Origin of the sequence: Micromonospora sp. C95, from assembly GCF_018070465.1 — a bacterium.
Taxonomy (GTDB): Bacteria; Actinomycetota; Actinomycetes; order Mycobacteriales; family Micromonosporaceae; genus Micromonospora.
Map to the genome: position 1 here is coordinate 67,001 of NZ_JAGPXT010000011.1, position 15,861 is coordinate 82,861.

Annotated in this window: 18 protein-coding genes; 12 read left to right on the forward strand and 6 right to left on the reverse strand. The window is 71.6% G+C overall.

From position 1 onward, the window contains the following. Positions 1-54: 54 nt before the first annotated feature. On the reverse strand, positions 55-1,935 hold the full coding sequence (gene recQ, locus KBX00_RS15445) for a DNA helicase RecQ (RefSeq protein WP_210827498.1): 1,881 nt from the start codon (positions 1,933-1,935) through the stop codon (positions 55-57). A gap of 59 nt (positions 1,936-1,994) precedes the next feature. Here recQ and KBX00_RS15450 point away from each other — a divergent pair, with 59 nt between their 5' ends. Both KBX00_RS15450 and KBX00_RS15455 read left to right on the forward strand, forming a co-directional pair. Beyond that, positions 1,995-2,267: a Scr1 family TA system antitoxin-like transcriptional regulator gene (locus KBX00_RS15450; protein WP_307868689.1), complete on the forward strand. Its 273-nt coding sequence runs from the start codon at positions 1,995-1,997 to the stop codon at positions 2,265-2,267. A gap of 24 nt (positions 2,268-2,291) precedes the next feature. Beyond that, positions 2,292-2,528, forward strand: a complete 237-nt coding sequence (locus tag KBX00_RS15455; protein WP_210827499.1) for a DUF397 domain-containing protein — start codon at positions 2,292-2,294, stop codon at positions 2,526-2,528. Positions 2,529-2,682: 154 nt separating this feature from the next. Here KBX00_RS15455 and KBX00_RS15460 read toward each other — a convergent pair whose 3' ends face one another. Further along, a complete protein-coding gene (locus KBX00_RS15460) occupies positions 2,683-3,105 on the reverse strand; it encodes a RidA family protein (RefSeq protein WP_210827500.1) in 423 nt (140 codons plus the stop codon). Between the two features lie 203 nt (positions 3,106-3,308). On the opposite strand from KBX00_RS15460, the gene KBX00_RS15465 reads away from it, so the two are divergent. After that, on the forward strand, positions 3,309-3,479 hold the full coding sequence (locus KBX00_RS15465; RefSeq protein ID WP_301547998.1) for a hypothetical protein: 171 nt from the start codon (positions 3,309-3,311) through the stop codon (positions 3,477-3,479). Between the two features lie 120 nt (positions 3,480-3,599). Beyond that, positions 3,600-4,496 (forward strand): hypothetical protein, encoded by an 897-nt coding sequence (locus KBX00_RS15470; RefSeq protein ID WP_210827501.1) that lies wholly within the window; start codon positions 3,600-3,602, stop codon positions 4,494-4,496. A 31-nt stretch (positions 4,497-4,527) separates the two neighbouring features. On the opposite strand, the gene KBX00_RS15475 is transcribed toward KBX00_RS15470, so the two are convergent. Then, positions 4,528-5,181: a hypothetical protein gene (locus KBX00_RS15475; RefSeq protein WP_210827502.1), complete on the reverse strand. Its 654-nt coding sequence runs from the start codon at positions 5,179-5,181 to the stop codon at positions 4,528-4,530. A 178-nt stretch (positions 5,182-5,359) separates the two neighbouring features. Between KBX00_RS15475 and rapZ the strand changes: the two genes are divergently transcribed. The 8 genes from rapZ to KBX00_RS15515 all read left to right on the forward strand — a co-directional run bounded on the left by rapZ (position 5,360) and on the right by KBX00_RS15515 (position 12,449). Further along, the gene (rapZ, locus tag KBX00_RS15480; RefSeq protein ID WP_307868692.1) at positions 5,360-6,289 is read left to right on the forward strand and encodes an RNase adapter RapZ; all 930 of its coding nucleotides are present in this window, start codon (positions 5,360-5,362) and stop codon (positions 6,287-6,289) included. Continuing rightward, positions 6,286-7,257 (forward strand): uridine diphosphate-N-acetylglucosamine-binding protein YvcK, encoded by a 972-nt coding sequence (gene yvcK / locus KBX00_RS15485; RefSeq protein WP_210827504.1) that lies wholly within the window; start codon positions 6,286-6,288, stop codon positions 7,255-7,257. Before rapZ ends, yvcK begins: the two co-directional genes overlap by 4 nt. Before the next feature lie 54 nt (positions 7,258-7,311). Further along, entirely contained in the window at positions 7,312-8,292 is a 981-nt protein-coding gene (gene whiA, locus KBX00_RS15490; protein ID WP_093401454.1) for a DNA-binding protein WhiA, read from the forward strand. A 248-nt stretch (positions 8,293-8,540) separates the two neighbouring features. Continuing rightward, a complete protein-coding gene (gene gap / locus KBX00_RS15495) occupies positions 8,541-9,545 on the forward strand; it encodes a type I glyceraldehyde-3-phosphate dehydrogenase (RefSeq protein WP_093401453.1) in 1,005 nt (334 codons plus the stop codon). 52 nt (positions 9,546-9,597) lie between these two features. Next, positions 9,598-10,821: a phosphoglycerate kinase gene (gene pgk, locus KBX00_RS15500; RefSeq protein ID WP_210827506.1), complete on the forward strand. Its 1,224-nt coding sequence runs from the start codon at positions 9,598-9,600 to the stop codon at positions 10,819-10,821. After that, complete coding sequence (tpiA, locus tag KBX00_RS15505; protein WP_210827508.1) at positions 10,821-11,612, forward strand: triose-phosphate isomerase; 792 nt, start codon at positions 10,821-10,823, stop codon at positions 11,610-11,612. The genes pgk and tpiA overlap by 1 nt, the downstream gene beginning before the upstream one ends. Before the next feature lie 95 nt (positions 11,613-11,707). Then, complete coding sequence (secG, locus tag KBX00_RS15510; RefSeq protein ID WP_204003170.1) at positions 11,708-11,968, forward strand: preprotein translocase subunit SecG; 261 nt, start codon at positions 11,708-11,710, stop codon at positions 11,966-11,968. Between the two features lie 136 nt (positions 11,969-12,104). Continuing rightward, positions 12,105-12,449, forward strand: a complete 345-nt coding sequence (locus KBX00_RS15515; protein ID WP_210827510.1) for an RNA polymerase-binding protein RbpA — start codon at positions 12,105-12,107, stop codon at positions 12,447-12,449. 22 nt (positions 12,450-12,471) lie between these two features. Here the strand turns inward: KBX00_RS15515 and pgl are convergent, their stop codons facing one another. From pgl to zwf, 3 genes are read right to left on the reverse strand one after another with little or no spacing between them, the layout of a single operon-like run. Next, positions 12,472-13,236: a 6-phosphogluconolactonase gene (gene pgl / locus KBX00_RS15520; protein ID WP_210827512.1), complete on the reverse strand. Its 765-nt coding sequence runs from the start codon at positions 13,234-13,236 to the stop codon at positions 12,472-12,474. Between the two features lie 56 nt (positions 13,237-13,292). After that, entirely contained in the window at positions 13,293-14,309 is a 1,017-nt protein-coding gene (locus KBX00_RS15525; protein ID WP_210827515.1) for a glucose-6-phosphate dehydrogenase assembly protein OpcA, read from the reverse strand. A gap of 22 nt (positions 14,310-14,331) precedes the next feature. Beyond that, positions 14,332-15,846: a glucose-6-phosphate dehydrogenase gene (gene zwf / locus KBX00_RS15530; RefSeq protein ID WP_210827517.1), complete on the reverse strand. Its 1,515-nt coding sequence runs from the start codon at positions 15,844-15,846 to the stop codon at positions 14,332-14,334. Positions 15,847-15,861: the final 15 nt, after the last annotated feature.

Sequence of the window (15,861 nt, forward strand, 5' to 3'; positions counted from 1 at the left end):
TCGCGGCGGTCGGTGGGATCCAGTGGTGCGAGGTTGGTCTCGAAGACGGTCACCTCAGGCGGCGTCGGCGAGCACCTCGAGGAGCTGCTCGCCGTACTTGGCCAGTTTGTTCTCGCCGACGCCGCTGATCCGGGACAGCTCGGCCAGCGACGAGGGCGTGTCGGCGGCGATCTGGCGCAGCGTCGCGTCGTGGAAGATGACGTACGCGGGTACGCCCTGCTCCTTGGCGGTGGCCGCCCGCCAGGCCCGCAGCCGCTCGAACGTGCCGGCCGCCTCCGCCGGCAGCTCGGCGACCACGGTGGCCGCGCCACGCGGCTTGGCCGCCTTCGCCGGACGTGCCGCCTCGCGGCGCAGCATCACGGTGCGCCGCCGGCCGAGCACCTCGGCGCTTCCGTCGGTCAGCGCCAGCGTGCCGTAGTCGCCCTCGACGGCGAGCAGTCCCTCGGCGAGCAGCTGCCGGACCACGCCGCGCCACTCCGCCTCGCTCAGCTCGCCGCCGATGCCGAACACGGTCAGCGAGTCGTGCCGGTGTTGGGTGATCTTGTCGGTGCTGCGACCCAGCAGGATGTCGATGCAGTGCCCGGCACCGAACCGCTGGTTGCGTTCCCGATCCAGCCGGAAGACGGTGGAGAGCAGCTTCTGCGCGGCCACCGTGCCGTCCCAGGACTCGGGTGGCTCCAGGCAGGTGTCGCAGTTGCCGCAGCCGCCGGTGGCCGGCTCGCCGAAGTACTCCAGCAGTTGCGCCCGGCGGCAGCGTACCGTCTCGCAGAGCGCCAGCATCGCGTCGAGGTGGGCGGCGAGGTTGCGCCGGTGCGCCAGGTCGCCCTCGGAGGTGTCGATCATCTTCCGCTGCTGCACCACGTCCTGCAGCCCGTACGCCAGCCAGGCACTCGACGGCAACCCGTCGCGGCCGGCGCGGCCGGTCTCCTGGTAGTAGCCCTCGACCGACTTGGGCAGGTCGAGGTGGGCGACGAACCGCACGTCGGGCTTGTCGATACCCATCCCGAAGGCGATCGTCGCCACCATCACCACCGCGTCGGCGCGCAGGAAGCGCTGCTGGTTGGCGGCGCGGGTGGCCGCGTCCAGACCGGCGTGGTACGGCAGCGCGTCGACGCCGTTGGCGACCAGGAACTCGGCGGTCTTCTCCACCGAGGCCCGGGACAGGCAGTAGACGATGCCCGCCTCGCCGGGATGTTCGTCGCGCAGCAGGGCGAGGAGTTGCTTGCGCGGCTCCCGCTTCGGCACGATCCGGTACTGGATGTTGGGCCGGTCGAAGCTGGCCACGAAGTGTCGCGCCCCGGTCAGGCTGAGGCGGGTGGCGATCTCGGACCGGGTGGCGCTTGTCGCGGTGGCGGTAAGCGCGATGCGGGGTACGCCCGGCCAGCGTTCGTGCAGCATCGACAGGTTCAGGTAGTCCGGCCGGAAGTCGTGGCCCCACTGCGACACGCAGTGCGCCTCGTCGATGGCGAAGAGACCGATCCGCCCCCGGTCCAGCAGGTTCAGCGTGGCCCGGCTGGCCAGCGCCTCCGGCGCGAGGTAGAGCAGGTCGATCTCGCCGGCCACGAACTCGGCCTCGACCAGCCGGCGGGTGTCGGGGTCGAGGGTGGAGTTGAGGAAGCCGGCCCGCACCCCGACCGCGGTGAGCGCGTCGACCTGGTCCTGCATCAACGCGATCAGCGGCGAGATCACCACGGCGACGCCGTCGCGGACCAGCGCGGGAATCTGGTAGCACAACGACTTGCCGCCGCCGGTCGGCATCAGCACCAGCGCGTCCCCGCCGGCCACCACGTGGTCGATGACCTCCCGCTGGAAGCCCCGGAACGAGTCGTACCCGAACACCCGCCGCAGCACATCCAGCGCCGCTGTCACCTTGTCACCGGTAGGCGCGTCGGAGGTGGCCAGGTCGGTGAGACTCACGTCGGCGGGGGAGACCATCCGAGGATTCTACGAGCCACCCCGGACAGCTGACCGGACGCCATTCCCGGCCAGCGGAGGTGTCAGTCCGACTCGTCGCGGTGCAGATCCTGCCCTTCTCGGCCGGTGCCCACGCGGCGATGGGTGGGCCCTTCGCCCTGCTCGACTACATCGACTCGGCGTTGGACCCGACGGTCGTCTACCTCGACAACGACTCCAGCACCCTACTGTTGGAGGAAGAGAGGCATGTAGCTCGATATAGACTCATGTTCGACCACCTCATGGCCAAGGCGCTCGATCCCGACGAGTCGGTTGCATTCCTGAGCCGGGTGGCTGACGACTATCCGGGTTGACCTGCACTCACAAGGGACCGACCAATGACCACTGACGACGTGAAGTGGCGCAGGAGCAGCCGAAGCAGCGCGAGCGGTTCCAACTGCGTCGAGGTGGCCGGGGTGGCGGACGTGTTGGTGGTGCGGGACTCAAAGGATCCGGCGGGGCCGGTGCTGCGCTTTGAGCGGCGTGCCTGGTCGGCGTTCGTGGCCGGGCTGCGCGGCGGTCCCGGTGCCTTCATCTTGGCGCGCCAGGTCACCCAGCCGTTGGTAGGAGGCTGACAGGTCGCGGGCGTAGGTGTTGTTGTCCGGTTCAGCGGCGGCCAGCCGCTCGGGGTCGGAACAACGACACCAGAGCACGGCCGGAAGGGAGTGCGTCCGGGTCCTGGGAGGTCGCCCTCCTCCCGCTCGGCCGCGCCAACGCCGGTCGATCCGCTCAGGTGATCACGGCGTACGCCTCGATCTCGACCAGCACGTCCGGTTCGAAGAGGTAGTCGACGCCGATGACGGACAGCGGCGGCAACGGGCGGGGGATGCCGAGCTCGTCGGTGACGCTGTCGATACCCGCGAGGAAGGCGGTCATGATGGCGTCCCGGTTCTCGGCGCTCCACCCGGTGACGAAGAACCGTAGGCGTACCACATCGGTGAAGCTCGCGCCCGCGCCACCGAGCCCACGCGCGGTGTTGCGCAGCGCCTGCCTGATCTGCCCGGCGAGATCGCCCGTGGCGACCGGGTTTCCCGCGCCGTCGCGCGCGATCTGCCCGGCGACGTGGACGTGCCGGGTGCCGGTGCCCACCGCGACATGGTGGTACGGCACCGGCTGGAACATGCCTTCCGGGGTGAAAAGCTGCGCGGTCATCAGAGATCCCTTCGCCGATCGAGTAGGTATACCATGGTTACCTGGTATCCCAAGGATACTTCAACTAGCCTAGGTGTCGTGCGGGAAACCACGTCCACTCATCACTCTCAGATCACCCGCCGTGCGCTCCCGGTCGTGACGCAGAAGTCACTGACGACGACGCCGCGACGGCTGGAGCGCAACGGAATGTCGAGCGTGTGATCGTGGACACGCGACAGGTCGCAGTCGAGTACCGCATCGCGCCGTTGGGGAAGATGCTGCCGCAGCTCATCGACGCGTTACTCGGCTGGAGCGAGACCCACCTGCCCGAGGTGCAGCGAGCCCAGACCCTTCGACGCGCAGTCGCCCAGCGCAGGGTAGCCCTGCGTGACTGAGTTGTTGGCAGTTCAGCTGTAGTCCGCCCCGGCGTGTCGGGTCGAGCAGCTGAACTGCCAACGATCGAGGCAGGCACGGTCGCGCGTGGCGGCCCGGCGGGCGTCCGGTTAGATGGGCGGGTGGCGGTACACATTGATGTTGACGCCCTGCGGGCGGCGGCCGGGGTTGCGGCCTGCGAGGCGGCGGACGAGCTTCAGGCGGTCGGGCAGCCGGAGGCGATCGTTCCGGTCGGCGGGGGAGCGTCCGGCGTCATCCGGGAAGCGGGGCGGCCACCCTACGACGTATGGGTGGGGATGACGGCGGACGGCTTCGTGGCCGAGTGCGACTGCCCGGCGCAGGAGGAGTTCTGCGGGCACGCGGTGGCGCTCGCGGTCGCCGCCCTGACGGACGGGTTCGCCTGGTCGTCGCTGGCCACGCTACCGTCGGCCGTGCAGGTCGACCCTCGGGTGGCCGAGCTGGCCGAGATCGCGCACACCATCCCGGCTCGACGGTTGGCCTCGCTGATCGCCGATTGGGCGGTCAACGATCGGGTGCTGGAGTCCCGGCTGCTGGCGTACGCCGGGCGGCTGGCGCCACTCAGCGACGCTGAACTGGCCGACCTCGGTCGGACGATCGACAACCTGGCCCACGAGGCGACCAGCGGAGACCGTTGGGATCTGCCCGACGTGGAGAAGGCCGGCCGGGCGATCGTCGAGGAGGTGCAGGTGCTGGCGCAGCGTGCGGCCAGCATCGAGGCGCTGCTGGTGGTCGAGCGGGCGGCGCGCGCCTGGGACGGGTTGGCCGGATACCTCAATGACGCCTGGGAGGTCTACGAGGATGAGCCGGCCGAGATCGGCGACGCGTTGCGGGCGGCTCATGTGCAGCTCTGCGAGCAGTTGCAACCGGACCCCGATGAGTTGGCCGCCCGACTGATCGAGATCATCGCGGCGGCCGAGGTCGACTCCTGTCTGGACGAGCCGTGGGACTACCTCGGTGTGCTCGGCCACCAACGGGTCAAGGCGCTGCGCCGCCGGTGAACGCCGGACGCGCTGCGACGCGGCCCAGCGTTCAGTCGGCCGGTAAGACGGGGACCCGTTTGGCCCAGCGGACCTCACCGTCGCGCTCCACGTAGCAGAATGCCACCACCAGGCGGGACGGGTCGGTCAGTGGCACGGCGCCGGGTGCCAGCCGGAAGACCGCGACCAGGCTGCCGTCGGCGGTAGCGCGGGTGCCCACCGCGCCGACGTTTGACGGGGTGGTGAACGTGCCCTCGGGTTCCTCGCGGGTGGCGGTGTCGGCGAGCCAGGGGTACCGCTGCGCCAGCACGTCGTACGCCCCGGCCCAGTTGGAGCCGGTGCCGCCGTCGGCGTCCCAGCCGGCGTAGGGCTGTACCACCCGGGCGGGTTCCACTCGGCCGTCGAGCAGGATGACCTGGTAGTGGCCCTGCCGGGGTGGCCCCGACCAACGCAGCCGCACCACCACCGACTGTCGGTCGGGGTCGCCGATGACGTTGTCCGCCGGCTCGGGCCAGCCGAACGCGACGACCGCGCCCGCTACCCCGTCCGGCTCCGGCAGGCTGGCCTGGACGGTCACCGCCAGGGTGTCGCCGCCGTCGGCCCACTCCCGTTCGCGGTCGACGTACCGGTGGACCGTGGCCAGCACGGCGACCGTGACGGACACGAGCGCCACCACCCAGCGCAGCCGCGCCCCGTGCCTGCCCATGGCCGGAGGATAGTCGCGTCGCGCGTCGCGCGCCGTCAGTCAGCCGACACGACAGGTACGCGCCTACTGTGGCGCGGCGGCGGTGCGTCCCCGGAGCCGGACACCGGCGAGCTAGAGTCGCTGCTTGACCATGCCCGGCCGGGATCGGCCGGGGCGGCGCGGGTGGAGGTGCAGACGGGTGGGCGAGGCGCACACGACCGGTCACCGTGCGGGCGTACCCGGTGAGCAGACCGGGGCGACCGCCGAAACGGACACCACACTGGTCGTGGTCACCGGCCTGTCCGGCGGTGGACGCAGCACCGTGGCCCGGGCACTGGAGAACGTGGGCTTCTACGTCGTCGACAACCTGCCCCAGGCGCTGCTGCTGGACATGGCCGAGCTGGCGGTGAAGGCGGGTGGGGCGGCCCGGCGTACCGCGATGGTGCTGGACGTGCGCTCCCGGGCCTTCTCCACGGATCTGGCCGAGGCGATCCGGGAGCTGAAGGAGCGTGGCTACGCCCCCCGGGTGGTCTTCGTCGACGCGGACGACGAGGTGCTGATCCGGCGGTTCGAGAGCGTGCGGCGCTCGCACCCGTTGCAGGGCGACGGCCGGCTCGCCGACGGCATCGCCGTCGAGCGGGGCCTGTTGGAGGAGGCCCGCGACCAGGCCGACGTGATCATCGACACCAGTCATCTCAACGTGAACCAGTTGCGCCGCCGGGTCGAGGAGCTGTTCGGCGGGGAGGACGCCCGCCGGCTGCGGCTGACGGTGATCTCCTTCGGCTTCAAGTACGGCCTGCCGCCGGACGCCGACTTCGTGATGGACGCCCGTTTTCTGCCCAACCCGTACTGGGTGCCCGAGCTGCGCGAGCACACCGGGCGCGAGGAGGCGGTCAGCGCGTACGTGTTGGGACAGGAGGGCGCGGACGCCTTCGTCGACGCGTACGCGGATCTGGTGAACGCCACCACCGCCGGCTTCGAGCGGGAGGGCAAGCGGTACCTGACCGTGGCGGTCGGCTGCACCGGCGGCAAGCACCGCAGCGTGGCGATCGCGGAGGAGTTGGCCGCCCGACTGCGTCGTGCCGGGCTGGCCGCCAACGCCCAGCACCGTGACCTGGGGCGGGAATGACGATCCGGGTGGTGGCCTTCGGCGGTGGGCACGGCCTGTCCGCCTCGCTGCGGGCGCTGCGTCGGTGCGCACCGGAGCTGGATCTGGACATCACGGCGGTGGTGACCGTCGGCGACGACGGCGGCTCAAGTGGCCGGCTGCGGGCCGAACGGGGTGGGCTGCCCCCGGGTGACCTGCGCCAGGCGCTGGTGGCGCTGGCCGGCGACCATCCCGCGACCCGGCGCAGCGCGGGACTGTTCCAACACCGCTTCGCCGAGCTGGCGGTGGATGGCCGGACCGACGGGCTGGCCGGGCACGCGGTGGGCAATCTGGTGCTCTGCGGGCTGATGGAGCTGCTGGGCGACCCGGTGGCGGCGCTGGAGCACGCCGGGGCGATGCTCGGCTCGGTCGGCCGGGTGCTGCCGATGTCCCGCCAGCCGGTCGACATCGAGGCCCGGGTACGCGGGGTCGACCCCGTACGCCCCGACGAGGTGTGCACCGTACGCGGACAGCACCAGGTCGCGGTCACCACCGGGCGGGTCGAGTCGCTGCGGCTCACCCCGCAGGCGCCGGCCGCGTGCGCGGAGGCGGTCGCCGCGATCGGTGCCGCCGACTGGCTGATCTTCGGACCGGGCAGCTGGTACACGAGTGTGCTGCCGCACCTGCTGGTGCCGCAGCTGGCCGCCGCGATCCTGACCAGCCCGGCTCGGCGACTGGTCACCCTCAACCTCGCCGCCGAGAAGGAGACGCTCGGGCTCTCGGTCGCCGACCACCTGGCGGCGCTGCGCTGGTACCTACCGGAGCTGACGGTCGACTTCGTGCTCGCCGACGCCAAGGCGGTCGGTGACCCCGAACCGGTCCATCGTGCGGCAGAATCCCTGGGAGCCCGGCTGGTCCTCGCTCCCGTCGCGGTCGACGACGGCACTCCCCGTCATGATCCGGCTGCTCTGGGCGCCGCCCTGGTGCCTGTACTGGGCGCCGATCGTTAGACACGTACGTAATCTCCGGCGACACGCCGGAACCGGTCCGTGAGGGGACGCACAATGGCGATGACGGCGGCGGTCAAGGACGAGCTGAGTCGGGTCGACGTGCCCAAGCCCTGCTGCCGGCGGGCGGAGATGGCGGCGTTGCTGCGGTTCGCCGGTGGGCTGCACATCGTGTCCGGGCGGGTGGTGGTGGAGGCCGAACTCGACACCGGCGCGGTGGCCCGGCGGCTGCGGCGCGAGATCGCCGAGGTCTACGGCTATCCGAGCGAGATCCACGTGCTCGCCTCCGGTGGGCTGCGCAAGGGCAGCCACTTCATCGTCCGGGTGGTCAAGGACGGCGAGGCGCTGGCCCGGCAGACCGGGCTGCTCGACGTGCGCGGTCGGCCGGTACGCGGGCTGCCGCCGCACGTCGTCGCCGCCAGCGTCTGCTGCGCGGTGTCCGCCTGGCGGGGCGCGTTCATGGCACACGGCTCGCTGACCGAGCCGGGCCGGTCCAGCGCCCTGGAGATAACCTGCCCGGGCCCGGAGTCGGCGCTGGCGCTCGTCGGCGCGGCCCGGCGGCTGGGCATCACTGCCAAGAACCGCGAGGTCCGCGGCGTCGACCGGGTGGTGGTCAAGGACGGCGACGCGATCGCCGCGCTGCTCACCCGCATCGGTGCCCACTCAAGCGTGCTGGCCTGGGAGGAGCGCCGGGTCCGGCGCGAGGTGCGGGCGACGGCCAACCGGCTGGCGAACTTCGACGACGCCAACCTGCGGCGTTCGGCCCGCGCGGCGGTCGCCGCCGCGGCCCGGGTGACCCGGGCGCTGGAGATCCTCGCCGACGACGCGCCGGAGCATCTGACCTCGGCCGGCCGACTGCGGCTGGAGCACCGGCAGGCGTCCCTGGAGGAGTTGGGCGCGCTGGCCGACCCGCCGCTGACCAAGGACGCCATCGCCGGGCGGATCCGCCGGTTGCTGGCGCTGGCCGACAAGCGGGCCCGCGACCTCGGCATCCCGGATACCGAAGCAGCCGTCACGCCCGACATGCTCGTGGTCTGATAGGACGGTGGGGCGACCACCCGGCGCAGCGTGGCTCAGCGCGCTCGGATAAGGTCGCTGCGTACGGCAAGGGGGCCGGCACCGGTGTTCCCCGCCGTATCCACCGCCTCGACGGCGGTCAGGTCCCTCGGACCGCGGCGGGGTGGCCGGGATGAACCGTCAACGGCCGGCTCCAACGGTCGGCGCACACCACTTCGCCGGCCGAGGGTCCTCACGCCGGCGGACCAGAACGCGAGGAGATGGGACCTGTGACCATCCGGGTTGGCATCAACGGCTTCGGCCGGATCGGCCGTAACTTCTTCCGGGCAGTGCTGGCGTCCGGCGCTGATGTCGAGGTCGTGGCCGTCAACGACCTGACCGACAACGCGACGCTCGCCCACCTGCTCAAGTACGACAGCATCCTGGGTCGCCTCCCGCAGGAGGTCAAGGCCACCGCCGACGAGATCACCGTCGGCGGCAAGTCCATCAAGGCGTACGCCGAGAAGGACCCGGCGGCGCTGCCGTGGGGCGACGTCGGCGCGGACGTGGTCATCGAGTCGACCGGCTTCTTCACCGACGCCACCAAGGCCAAGGCGCACATCGACGGCGGGGCCAAGAAGGTCATCATCTCCGCTCCGGCGAAGAACGAGGACGTCACGGTCGTGATGGGCGTCAACGACGGCCAGTACGACCCGGCCAAGCACAACATCATCTCCAACGCCTCCTGCACCACCAACTGCCTGGCGCCGATGGCGAAGGTGCTGCACGACACGTTCGGCATCCAGCAGGGTCTGATGACCACCATCCACGCGTACACCCAGGACCAGAACCTCCAGGACGCGCCGCACAAGGACCTGCGCCGGGCCCGGGCCGCCGCGCTGAACATCGTGCCGACCTCGACCGGCGCCGCGAAGGCCATCGGCCTGGTGCTGCCGGACCTCAAGGGCAAGCTCGACGGGTACGCGCTGCGGGTGCCGATCCCGACCGGCTCGGCCACCGACCTCACCGTCACCGTCGGTCGGGAGACCTCGGTGGACGAGGTCAACGCCGCGCTGAAGGCCGCCGCCGAGGGGCCGCTGCGGGGCATCCTCACCTACAACGAGGACCCGATCGTCTCCGCCGACATCGTCACCGACCCGGCGTCGTGCATCTTCGACGCGCCGCTGACCAAGGTCATCGGCAACCAGGTCAAGGTCGTCGGCTGGTACGACAACGAGTGGGGCTACTCCAACCGCCTGGTCGACCTGGTGAAGCTGGTGGGTAGTTCGCTGTGAGTGCGAGGAGTGAGCTCGCGAGCCCCGCAGTCACGAACGGAGGACCAGCTCGGTGAGCATCCGCAACCTCGACGACCTGCTCGCCGAGGGGGTCTCGGGTCGGCGCGTGCTGGTGCGCGCCGACCTGAACGTCCCGCTCGACAAGCAGACCGGCGACATCACCGATGACGGTCGGATCCGGGCGGTGCTGCCGACCCTGGGTGCGCTGACCGAGGCCGGTGCCAAGGTCGTCGTCTGCTCCCACCTGGGCCGGCCGAAGGGTGCGCCGGACCCGCAGTTCAGCCTCGCCCCGGTCGCCGGGCGGCTCGGTGAGCTGCTCGGCACGCCGGTGCACTTCGCCACCGACACCGTCGGTGATTCCGCCCAGGCGACCGTGGCGGCGCTCGCCGACGGCGAGGTGGCGCTGCTGGAGAACCTCCGCTTCAACAAGGGGGAGACCAGCAAGGACGACGCCGAGCGGGGCGCCTTCGCCGACCAGCTCGCCGCCCTCGGCGACGTGTACGTCGACGACGCGTTCGGCGCGGTGCACCGCAAGCACGCAAGCGTCCACGACGTGCCCGCCCGGCTGCCGCACTTCGCCGGCCGGCTGGTGCTGCGCGAGGTGGAGGTGCTCTCGCAGCTGACCGGCGACCCGGAGCGGCCGTACGTGGTGGTGCTCGGCGGGTCGAAGGTCTCCGACAAGCTCGCGGTGATCGAGGCGCTGCTGCCGAAGGTCGACCGGCTGCTCATCGGTGGTGGCATGTGCTTCACCTTCCTCAAGGCCCAGGGCCACGAGGTCGGCTCCTCCCTGCTGGAGGCGGAGATGGTGGAGACCTGCCGCAACCTGCTGGAGCGTTCCGAGGGCAAGATCATGCTTCCGGTCGACGTGGTGGCCGCCGATGCGTTCGCTCCGGACGCCGCGCACGACGTGGTGCCGGTCGACGGCATCCCCAGCCACCGGGTCGGGCTCGACATCGGGCCGAAGACCGTCGCGGGCTTCGCCGCCGCGCTGAAGCAGTCCGCGTGCGGTGAGTCGACGAACGCGAGGACGATCTTCTGGAACGGCCCGATGGGCGTGTTCGAGATGCCCGCCTTCGCGCACGGCACCCGTGGGGTGGCCGAGGCGATCGCCGGCTCCGACGCGTTCAGCGTGGTCGGTGGTGGTGACTCCGCCGCCGCGGTGCGGGCCCTGGGGCTGGACGAGAAGTCCTTCGGGCACATTTCCACCGGTGGTGGCGCGTCCCTGGAGTACCTGGAGGGCAAGACCCTCCCCGGCATCGCGGCTCTGGAGAACTGATGGCGAGCGCCCCCCGCCGGCCGCTGATGGCCGGCAACTGGAAGATGAACCTCAACCACCTTGAGGCGAACCTGCTGGTGCAGAAGCTGGCCGCCAGCCTCACCGAGAAGCAGCTGACCGAGGTGGAGACGGTGGTGCTGCCACCCTTCACCGACCTGCGCACGGTGCAGACCGTGGTGGAGGGCGACAAGCTGCTCATCGGCTACGGCGCGCAGGATCTGTCACCGCACGCCTCCGGCGCGTACACCGGGGAGATCTCCGGCGCGATGCTGGCCAAGCTCGGCTGCACGTACGTGGCGGTCGGCCACTCCGAGCGGCGGCAGTACCACCGCGAGGACGACGGGTTGGTGGGCGCCAAGGTGCAGGCGGCGTTGACCCACGGGCTCACCCCGATCCTCTGCGTGGGGGAGGGGCTGGACGTCCGGGAGCAGGGCACCCACGTGGCGCACTGCACCGACCAGCTCGACGCCGCCCTCAAGGGGCTCAGCCCGGAGCAGATCCTCCGGGTGGTGGTCGCGTACGAGCCGGTCTGGGCGATCGGCACCGGCAAGACGGCTACCCCGGAGGACGCTCAGGAGGTGTGCGGCGCGCTGCGGGCCCGGCTGGCCGAGACCGTGGACCAGACCACCGCAGACGGCGTACGCATCCTCTACGGCGGCTCGGTCAAGTCGTCGAACGTGGCCTCGATCATGGCGCAGCCGGACGTGGACGGCGCCCTGGTGGGCGGTGCCAGCCTGGACGCCGAGGAGTTCGCGAAGATCTGCCGGTTCCCGGAGCACATCACCGGCTGATCGCTCGCTATCCTTGACTCCGCCCGTCCGCCGGTCGGTGCCGCCGTGCCCGATCTGACCGGGCGAGGATCGTAACGAGAGGACTGACCCCCGCCATGCCGCTCTGGTTCGCCTACACGTTGATCGCGTTGCTGGTCATCACGAGCTTCCTGCTCGTTCTGCTCATCCTGCTGCACCGCGGCAAGGGTGGTGGAATGTCCAGCATGTTCGGCGGTGGCGTCAGCTCCAGCCTGGCCGGCTCGTCGGTGGCCGAGAAGAACCTGGACCGTTACACCGTGCTGGTGGCCATCGTCTGGTTCGCCTGCATCATCGGGCTCGGCCTCTGGCTCCGGCTCGAGGTGGGCACGGGCGTCTGATTCGACCCCCGAGGCGTACAATCTGCGCGCGGTCCGTCACCCGACGGGCCGCGCGCAGTCCGTTTCACCCGCTGCACCGCGTCGCCCGCCGTCCACCCCCCGACGGCGGTCCCCTCCGACGACAGGAGTCAGCGCCGTGCCGAACGGCCACGTCATCCGGGGCGCCCGCGTCGGGTCCGCGCCCCCACGTCCGCCCGAACGCCACCAGCCGGTCCCGTGCCGTTCGGTCAGCTACTGGTGCCGCAACGGGCACCGCACCGACATCCGGATCGTCGCCGACGTGGCGGCCCCGGTCGTCTGGGACTGCCCCCGCTGTGGGCTACCGGCCGGCCAGGACGCCCAGGATCCGCCGGGCCGGGCCCGAGCCGAGCCGTACAAGACCCACCTGGCGTACGTGAAGGAACGTCGAACCGACGCCGAGGGCGAGGCGATCCTCGCCGAGGCGCTCGCCGCCCTGCGTCAGCGCCGCGGCCGCTCGTAGCTTCGGGCTGGCCCCGGCCGCGTCAGCGCAGGCTGCGGAAGCGGGCCGGCAGGTCGGCCGCCGCAGCCCGGTCGAGCAGCCAGAGGGTACGCCCGACGCCCTGCACCCCGGCCGCCGGCACCTGCACCGGGCCGGCACCGGCAAGCGCCATGCCGACCGCGTGGGCCTTGTCGCCGCCGCCGGCCACCAGCCACACCTCCTCGGCCGTGTTGATCGCCGGCAGGGTGAGGGTGATACGTACCGGCGGGGGCTTCGGGCTGCCCCGCACCGCGCTCACCGGTCGACTCTCGTAGTGCACCGGGTGTTCCGGGAAGACCGAGGCGACGTGCCCGTCCTCGCCGACGCCGAGCATCAGCACGTCGAAGTGGGGCAGCACGGCGGTGCCGGGCCGGGCCGCCCGGGCGAGTTCGGCCGCGTACCGGGCGGCGGCCTCCTCCGGGTCGGTGCCGCCGTCCGAGGCCGGCATGGCGTGGACCCGCGCCGGGTCCACCGGCAGCGCGTCGAGCAGCGCCGCGCGGGCCTGGGTCTCGTTGCGTTCCGGGTCACCGGCGGGCAGGAACCGTTCGTCGCCCCACCAGAAGTCGACCCGGGACCAGTCGACCGCGTCGCGGGCGGGCAGTGCGCCCACCGCCCGGTAGACCGCCGCGGCGATCCGACCGCCGGTGAGCACTACCGACGCCTGGCCGCGTGCGGCCTGGGCGTCGAGCAGCCGCACCACCAGCCTGGCTGCGACCGCCTGCGCCAGCAGGTCGGCGTCGGCGTGGACGGCGACACTCGCCTCACTCATGGTGTCCTTCCGCGACCGCCTGGCGGTCGGTGTCGTGCGTACCGGGGGTGGGAGGGTCAGGAGCCGGTGTTCGTCGTGGCGTGCGCGGTGACGCCGGCCTCGGCCCGCTGTGCGGTGGCCGGGTCCTTCCAGACGTGCACCCGCTGGCTGGGCCGCCGGTCCAGGTTGGCGAGCCCGGCGAAGGCGCCCAACGCCTCCGCGTACACCTGGTCGGTGCCGAGCCGGCGCAGTTCCTCGGCCAGCTCGTCGCCGAGCGGCCGGCGCACCAGCGGCAGGATCCGGTCCTCCTGGCCGGTACGCCGGAACGTGGCCGCGCTGTCCTCCCGGGTCAGCGTCAACTCGTCGCCGTTGGCGCAGCGCAACTGGACCTCCCGCATCCGGGGAAACTCGCGGACGCGGTCCCACCGTGGCTTGATGCCGAGCCGGCTGCGCAGCCAGCCCCGCATCAAGGCGGCGGTCGGGTCGGTCGGCGGCGCCACCACCACCGCCTCGGTCAGCTGCGCGTCCGTGGTGTCGAATGCCCCGGCCACCAGGGTGCGCCACGGCGTGATCCTGGTCCAGGCGAGGTCGGTGTCACCGGAGACGTAGTCGCGGGCCCGCTGCCGCAGCGCCGCGATCGGGTCGACGGCCTGCGCGGAGTCGGTGATCCGCCGGTCGGCGACCACGCCGAGGAAGTCGGTGGCGATCTCCTCCGGCGGCTCACCGTGCCACCAGGTCACCACCGGTACGTCCGGCACCAGCAGCGGCATGACCACGGACTCGGCGTGCAGCGCCAGCCGGCCGTACATCCGCATCACCACGGCCTCGCAGGGGCCCAGCCGCCCGCCGACCACGATCTCGGCGTCCAGTCGGCTGCGGTCCCGGTCCACGTCGGAGCGGACCACCACCAGCAGCCGGCACGGGTGCGCGGCGGCGGCGATGGTGGCCGCCGCCTCCGCCTCGCGGACCCGCTTCTCGTCCACCACCACGATCAGGGTCAGCGCCATGCCGCTGGCCACCCCGCCCGCGCTGCGTCGTTCCGCGGCGAGCGCCTTGACCACCTCGTTGCCGGTGGTGTCCCACAGTCCGATCACCGCAGCCTCCTGTTCCGCTCGCTCATGCCCGCCGCCAGGCCCGGCCCTCGCGGGCCAGCATCTCGTCGGCGGCCCGGGGGCCCCACTCACCGGACCGGTAGGGCTCGGGCTTGGTGCTCTCCCAGGCGTGCTCCAGCGGGTCCACCACGGCCCAGCTCTGCTCGACCTCGGCGGCGTCCGGGAACAGCGTCCGGTCGCCGATCAGCACGTCCAGCACCAGTCGCTCGTACGCCTCCGGGCTGGACTCGGTGAACGCCTCGCCGTACTGGAAGTCCATCGCGATGTCGCGGACCTCCATGGTCGTGCCGGGCACCTTCGACCCGAACTTGAGCACCACGCCCTCGTCCGGCTGCACCCGGATCACCAGCTGGTTGTTGCCGAGCATCTCCATGTCGGCCGCGGTGAACGGCAGGTGCGGCGCCTGCTTGAACATCACCGCGACCTCGGTGACCCGCCGCGGCAGCCGCTTGCCGGCCCGGATGTAGAACGGCACCTCCGCCCACCGGCGGTTCTGGATGCCCAGCCGCACCGCCACGTACGTCTCGGTGGTCGACGTCTCCGGGACGCCGTCCTCCTCCAGGTAGCCCTTGGCCCGCTGGCCACCGACCCAGCCGGGCAGGTACTGGCCGCGTACCGTGCCCTGGCTGACGTCCTTCGGCAGCGTGATGGCCTTGAGCACCTTGAGCTTCTCGGCCCGGATCTCGTCGGCGTCGAAGCTGGTCGGCTCCTCCATCGCCACCAGGGCGAGCAGTTGCAGCAGGTGGTTCTGCAACACGTCGCGGGCGGTGCCGACCGAGTCGTAGAAGCCCGCCCGGCTGCCGATCCCGACGTCCTCGGCCATGGTGATCTGCACCGAGTCGACGTACTGCGAGTTCCACAGCGGCTCGAAGAGGCTGTTGGCGAAGCGCAGGGCGAGGATGTTCTGGACCGTCTCCTTGCCCAGGTAGTGGTCGATGCGGAAGACGTCCTGCCGGGTGAAGACGTCGTCGACCAGGTCGTTGAGCGCCTTGGCCGAGGGCAGGTCGTTGCCGAACGGCTTCTCCACCACCACCCGGCGCCAGCCGCCGCACTTCTCGTTGTCGGCCATGCCCGTGCGGGCCAGTTGCTTGAGCACCACCGGGAACGCCGCCGGTGGGATGGAGAAGTAGAAGGCCGCGTTGCCGTGGATGCCGTGGCTGTCGCGCAGACCTTCCAGGCAGCGCGCGAGATTGTCGAAGGCGGTGTCGTCACCGAACGACCCGCCGACGAACTTGATGTTGTGTTCGAGCCGCGACCACACCTCCTCCCGCCACGGTGTCCGGGCGTGCGCCCGGGCCGCCTCGCGGGCCAGCGAGGCGAAGTCGCCGTCGCCCCAGTCCCGCCGGGCGAACCCGACGACCACGAAGCCGGGCGGCAGCAGCCCCCGGTTGGCCAGGTCGTAGACCGCAGGTAGCAGTTTCTTCTGGGCCAGGTCACCGGTCACCCCGAAGATCACCAGAGCGCACGGCTCCGGGATCCGGGGCAGTCGCCGATCCTGCGGGTCGCGCAGCGGGTTCACGCCGCCTCCTCGCTC